A 5,151-nucleotide genomic window follows, 5' to 3' on the forward strand; every position below is an offset into this window, starting at 1 on the left:
GGCACGACCATGCCGTAGTGCTCGATCGCCTCGCGCGTCTGGCGCACGATGCGCTTGCGCAGCTTGCGGAACTCGGTCGTCTGCGGCGCGCCGGCGAAAAGCGCGTGGATCGCGCCGTCGTCGGCGGGGGCGGTCGCGTGGTCCGTCATGCGAGACGTCATGCCAGAGCGGGACGCGTGAGGGAAGGCGGGCTCAGTCGCCGCGGTTGCCGGTCCGCGCGGGTGGGGCGCGGCGGTGCGCCTCGGGCTCCGGCACGTTGTCGATGCCCGAGCTGCCCCACGGATGGCAGCGCCCGATCCGCCGCAGGGCGAGCCAGCCCCCCCGAAGCGCGCCGTGTTTCTCGAGGGCCTCGAGCGCGTAGACGGAGCATGTCGGGTGGTACCGGCAGTTGAAGCCCACCCACGGCGAGAAGATCAGCCGGTAGGCCCGGACGGGCAGGGCGAAGAGGCGGGCCAGCGGGCTCATGCCGTCCCCGCGGCGCGGCGCGGCGCGTGCAGGCGGGCGAGCGCTGTCCTCAGATCATCGCGCAGGGCGTCGAAAGGCCGCTCGACCGTCACGCCCGGTCGCCCGATGAGCACGTAATCCCAGCCGGACCGACCCTCGTCCGGCAGCACCTCCTGCGCGAGGGCGCGCAGCCGGCGTTTCGCGCGGTTGCGTGTCACGGCGTTGCCGACCTTGCGCGAGCAGGTGATGCCGATGCCGACCTCGGGCCGGCCGTCGCGCCGGTCGCGCGCCTGCACGACCATGCCGGTCACGGCCTGCCGACGGGCGCGTGCGGCGGCGGTGAACTGCGCGCGCTTGCGCAGCTGCGCGAGCGGTGCCGGCGCCCTGCCGGGGTCGGACGTGGCCGCGGCGCCGGTCATGCGCGACGGCCCCGACCGTTCAGGCCGAAAGCTTCTTGCGGCCGCGGGCGCGGCGGGCGTTGAGCACCTTGCGCCCGGCCTTCGTGGCCATGCGTGCGCGGAACCCGTGACGGCGCTTTCGCACGAGGTTCGAGGGCTGGAAAGTACGTTTCATGGCGGGCGCTCCGTCTGTCTGTCGCGGTCCGGACCTGTTCCGGACCCGGCGGGCCGGGGCGACGCGCCGCCCGGGGCCCGGTCATGGAAAGCTGTCCTATAGGTGTGCGCCGCGCCGGTGTCAAACGCGCCGAGGCGCCGAACGCGTGCCACGCGGGCGGCCGCGCGCAATGTTGCAGGCATGGCCCGCGACCCGGCCCGGCGCGCACGTCGTCGTCACCCCGCATCAAGCGCGCGTGAACCCCCTGTCCTCCGGCCGCCGGCTCACGCATGTTCCCCGGGTAGCCGAGACCCGACGAAAGGCCCGATCGTGCGCGACATGACCCGACCCTCTCAGGACCGTCCCGTTCTTCGCCGACTGCCGATCCTCGTGATCCTCGCGGTCGCCGCGGCCGGGGCCGTTCTCTTCCGCGACCAGTTGACCTTCGAGACGCTGGCCGAGAACCGCGAGGCGCTGCTGGCCTTCCGCGACGCGAACTACGCGGCCGCCGCGGCGGCCTTCGTGGGCGCCTATGTCGGCATCGTCGCCTTTTCGCTGCCCGGCGCGACGGTGGCGACGCTGACCGGCGGGTTCCTCTTCGGGGTCTTTCCGGGGACGCTCTTCAACGTGCTCGCCGCCACCGCGGGGGCGACGGTGATCTTCCTCGCCGCGCGCTGGGGCTTCGGCGCGCGGCTGGCCGCGCGGATGGACGCCTCGGAGGGGCTGGTGCGGCGGATGAAGGCGGGGATCGACGCGAACCAGTGGCCGATGCTCTTTCTGATCCGGCTGGTGCCGGCGGTGCCCTTCTTCGCGGCGAATCTCGTGCCGGCCTTCGTGAACGTGCCGACGTATCGCTTCGTGGTCTCCACCTTCTTCGGGATCATGCCCGGCGCGCTCGTCTATACCTCGGTGGGCGCGGGGCTCTCCGAGGTCTTCGCCCGGGGCGAGACGCCGGATCTCGGGATCATCTTCGAGCCGCACATCCTCCTGCCGCTGCTGGGGCTCGCGGCGCTGGCGGCGGTGCCGCTCGTGCTCCGGGCCGTGCGCGGAAAGGCGGTGATCTGAGATGGATCGTATCGAGACGGATCTTCTGGTCATCGGCGCGGGCTCGGGCGGGCTCTCGGTGGCGGCGGGCGCGGCGCAGATGGGCGCGGACGTCACGCTGCTGGAGGGCGGCGCGATGGGCGGCGACTGCCTGAACTACGGCTGCGTGCCGTCGAAGTCGCTCCTCGCCGCGGCGAAGGTCGCCCACGGGCAGGCGCAGGCCGCCGCCTTCGGCATCGCCGACGTCGCGCCGCAGGTCGATTACGCCGCCGCCATGGGCCATGTGCAGGAGGTGATCGGCCGCATCGCGCCCCACGACAGCGAGGAGCGGTTCGAGGGTCTCGGCGTGCGGGTGATCCGCGCCTGGGGGCGTTTCGTCTCCGACCGCGAGGTCGAGGCGGGCGAGGCGCGCATCCGCGCCCGGCGCATCGTGATCGCCACCGGATCGTCGCCGGCCGTGCCGCCGATCCCGGGGCTCGAGTCGGTTCCCTATCTCACCAACGAGACGCTCTGGGACCTGCGCGAGCGGCCCGGTCACCTGATCGTCGTGGGTGGCGGGCCGATCGGCATGGAGATGGCGCAGGCGCACCGGCGGCTGGGCAGCGCGGTCACCGTCCTCGAAGGCGCGGCGGCGCTCGGCCGCGAGGACCCGGAGGCGGCGGCCGTCGTCCTCGACCGGTTGCGCGGCGAGGGCGTGGCGATCGAGGAGGGGGTGAGTGCCGCCGAGGTGCGGGGCGAGGCCGGCGACCTGGAGGTTGTGGCCGAGGATGGACGCAGCTTTCCCGGCACGCACCTCCTGATCGCGGTGGGGCGCAGGGCCAACACCGACGCGCTCGACCTCGACGCCGCGGGGATCGAGACGACGCGCACGGGGGTGAAGGTCGACGCGCGGCTGCGCACCACGAACCGCCGCGTCTTCGCCATCGGCGACGCGGCCGGCGGCATGCAGTTCACCCATCTCGCCGCCTATCACGCCGGCATCGTCATCCGGCAGGCGCTTTTCGGGTTGCCGGCCACCGCGCGCACCGACCATATCCCGCGCGCCACCTACACCGATCCCGAACTGGCGCAGGTGGGGCTCACCGAGGCCGAGGCGCGCGCGGCGCATGGGCCGAAGCTCGAGGTCGCGCGCTTCGATTACGCGGGCAATGACCGCGCGCTGGCCGAGCGAAAGCCCGAGGGCTTCGTCAAGGTCATGGTCGTCAAGGGCCGCCCCGTCGGCGCGACGATCGTCGGGCACCAGGCGGGCGAGCAGATCGCCCTCTGGGCGCTGATGCAGGCGGGCGGGCTGAAGATGAAGGCCGTCGCGGACATGGTCGCGCCCTATCCGACCATCGCCGAGGTCTCGAAACGCGCCGCAGGGGCCTATTTCTCCCCCCGGCTCTTTGATAGTGCTCTCGTCAAACGTGTCGTGGGGGCGGTCCAGACCTGGCTGCCCTGAACGCGCGCAGGCGGGTCGGCCATGCTCAACACGCTTTCCGGGCGCTTTCTCATCCTGACGGTGATCTTCGTCATGATCGCCGAGGTGCTGATCTTCGTCCCCTCGGTCGCGCGCTACCGCGAGAGCTTCCTGCTCGCGCGGCTGGAGCGGGCGCAGATCGCCTCGCTCTCGCTGCTCGCCGCCGACATGATCGAGCCCGACCTCGAGCGCGAGCTTCTGAAGAACGCGGGCGTCTACAACGTGGTGCTGCGCCGCGACGAGGCGCGCGAGCTCGTGCTCTCCTCGCCGATCCCGGCGCCGGTGCACGCGACCTTCGACCTGCGCGCGCCCTCGGCCGCCGTGCTGATCCGCGACGCCATGGCGCGCCTCGCCGACCCGGAGGAGCGCGTGATCCGCGTGATCGGCGCGCCCCTGCGCGACGCGGGGCTGCTCATCGAGGTCACGATGACCACCGCGGGCCTGCGCGCGGCGATGATCGACTACGGGCTGCGCATCCTCGCCCTCTCGGCGGTGATCTCGGCGGTGACCGGCGGGCTTCTCTTCCTCGCCGTGCGGGCGATCCTCGTGAAGCCGATCAGCCGCCTCGTCGGGCACATGCGCCATTACGCCGCCGCACCCGAGGACGCGACGCGGATCGTCGAGCCCTCCGGCCGCGGCGTGCGCGAGATGCGCGAGGCCGAGGCCGCGCTCGCGCGGATGCAGACCGACCTGACGCAGGCGCTGCGCCAGCGCGCACGCCTCGCGCAGCTCGGTTCGGCGGTCGCCAAGGTCAGCCACGACCTGCGCAACATTCTCACCTCCGCGCAGCTCTTCGTGGACCGAATCGAGGCGAGCGAGGACCCGCAGGTGACGCGCCTCGCGCCCAAGCTCGTCAATTCGATCCGCCGCGCGATCGGGCTCACCGAGAACGTGCTCGCCTTCGGTCGTGCGGAGGAGCCGCCGCCGACGCTCGCCCGCGTCGCGCTCGCCGAGCTCGTCTCCGACGTGGTCGAGAGCGAGCGGCTGGCCGTCGAGGACACGCAGGACATCAGCTTTTCCGAGGATGTGCCGGCCACGATGGCCGTGCGCGCCGACCCCGAGCAGCTCTACCGCGCGCTCGCCAACCTCCTGCGCAACGCGCGTCAGGCGCTTGCCGGGCATCCCGAGGGCGGCGAGATCGGGATCGCCGCGCGCGAGGAGGATGCCGCCTGGGTGATCGAGGTGACCGACACCGGCCCCGGCCTTCCCGAGAAGGCGCGCGAACATCTCTTCACGCCGTTCCAGGGCGGCGCACGCAAGGGCGGCTCCGGCCTCGGCCTGGCCATCGCGGCGGAACTCGTGCGCGGCCACGGCGGCAGCCTCGAGCTCGAACACACCGGAGCGGACGGCACCCGCTTCACGATCCGGCTGCCGAAGGGCGAGCTCGACTGAACACCGTCCCCGGATTTCCGCTTGCACCCCGCCGCGCTGGACGTTATCTGCCCCCCACCGCGCACCGGTAGCTCAGCTGGATAGAGTACTTGACTACGAATCAAGGGGTCGGGGGTTCGAATCCTCCCCGGTGCGCCACTTCTTTCCACCTTGGAACATAGCGCCTTTTTTTCCCGCGTCAGTCGCTCAAGCGGCGGGCGGGGTGGGGCACGTCGGAGCGTGTCGCGTTCAAGCGCCGTGACGCGACAGGCGCTCGCCCC

6 protein-coding genes, 1 tRNA gene and 1 pseudogene are annotated in these 5,151 nt (G+C 72.3%); 4 read left to right on the top strand and 4 right to left on the bottom strand.

What is annotated here, in order from left to right; all coding sequences use genetic code 11:
- The 4 genes and pseudogenes from ACESL7_RS12825 to rpmH all read right to left on the bottom strand — a co-directional run.
- Positions 1 to 149 (bottom strand): annotated as a pseudogene (locus ACESL7_RS12825) (tRNA 2-thiocytidine(32) synthetase TtcA); the annotation flags it as partial.
- 43 nt (positions 150 to 192) lie between these two features.
- On the bottom strand, positions 193 to 465 hold the full coding sequence (yidD, locus tag ACESL7_RS12830; protein ID WP_372893709.1) for a membrane protein insertion efficiency factor YidD: 273 nt from the start codon (positions 463 to 465) through the stop codon (positions 193 to 195).
- Positions 462 to 863, bottom strand: a complete 402-nt coding sequence (rnpA, locus tag ACESL7_RS12835) for a ribonuclease P protein component (RefSeq protein ID WP_372893710.1) — start codon at positions 861 to 863, stop codon at positions 462 to 464. The genes yidD and rnpA overlap by 4 nt, the downstream gene beginning before the upstream one ends.
- Before the next feature lie 19 nt (positions 864 to 882).
- Positions 883 to 1,017 carry a 50S ribosomal protein L34 gene (gene rpmH, locus ACESL7_RS12840; protein WP_115981445.1) on the bottom strand — a complete coding sequence of 45 codons (135 nt, stop codon included), beginning with the start codon at positions 1,015 to 1,017 and terminating at the stop codon, positions 883 to 885.
- 318 nt (positions 1,018 to 1,335) lie between these two features.
- Here rpmH and ACESL7_RS12845 point away from each other — a divergent pair, with 318 nt between their 5' ends.
- The 4 genes from ACESL7_RS12845 to ACESL7_RS12860 all read left to right on the top strand — a co-directional run bounded on the left by ACESL7_RS12845 (position 1,336) and on the right by ACESL7_RS12860 (position 5,029).
- Positions 1,336 to 2,061 carry a TVP38/TMEM64 family protein gene (locus ACESL7_RS12845; RefSeq protein WP_372893711.1) on the top strand — a complete coding sequence of 242 codons (726 nt, stop codon included), beginning with the start codon at positions 1,336 to 1,338 and terminating at the stop codon, positions 2,059 to 2,061.
- A gap of 1 nt (position 2,062) precedes the next feature.
- Positions 2,063 to 3,481 (top strand): dihydrolipoyl dehydrogenase family protein, encoded by a 1,419-nt coding sequence (locus ACESL7_RS12850; protein ID WP_372893712.1) that lies wholly within the window; start codon positions 2,063 to 2,065, stop codon positions 3,479 to 3,481.
- A 21-nt stretch (positions 3,482 to 3,502) separates the two neighbouring features.
- Positions 3,503 to 4,891, top strand: a complete 1,389-nt coding sequence (locus tag ACESL7_RS12855; RefSeq protein WP_372893713.1) for a sensor histidine kinase — start codon at positions 3,503 to 3,505, stop codon at positions 4,889 to 4,891.
- Between the two features lie 61 nt (positions 4,892 to 4,952).
- A tRNA-Arg gene (locus ACESL7_RS12860) sits at positions 4,953 to 5,029 on the top strand.
- The last annotated feature ends 122 nt before the right edge of the window (positions 5,030 to 5,151 follow it).

The organism is Rhodosalinus sp. (assembly GCF_041685465.1).
Classification (GTDB): domain Bacteria; phylum Pseudomonadota; class Alphaproteobacteria; order Rhodobacterales; family Rhodobacteraceae; genus Rhodosalinus.

Bases quoted from the DNA above. Each gene is read 5' to 3' on its own strand.
- rnpA (WP_372893710.1), bottom strand. From the start codon at position 863: ATGACCGGCGCCGCGGCCACGTCCGACCCCGGCAGGGCGCCGGCACCG.
- ACESL7_RS12855 (WP_372893713.1), top strand. From the start codon at position 3,503: ATGCTCAACACGCTTTCCGGGCGCTTTCTCATCCTGACGGTGATCTTC.
- ACESL7_RS12850 (WP_372893712.1), top strand. From the start codon at position 2,063: ATGGATCGTATCGAGACGGATCTTCTGGTCATCGGCGCGGGCTCGGGC.
- rpmH (WP_115981445.1), bottom strand. From the start codon at position 1,017: ATGAAACGTACTTTCCAGCCCTCGAACCTCGTGCGAAAGCGCCGTCAC.
- yidD (WP_372893709.1), bottom strand. From the start codon at position 465: ATGAGCCCGCTGGCCCGCCTCTTCGCCCTGCCCGTCCGGGCCTACCGG.
- ACESL7_RS12845 (WP_372893711.1), top strand. From the start codon at position 1,336: ATGACCCGACCCTCTCAGGACCGTCCCGTTCTTCGCCGACTGCCGATC.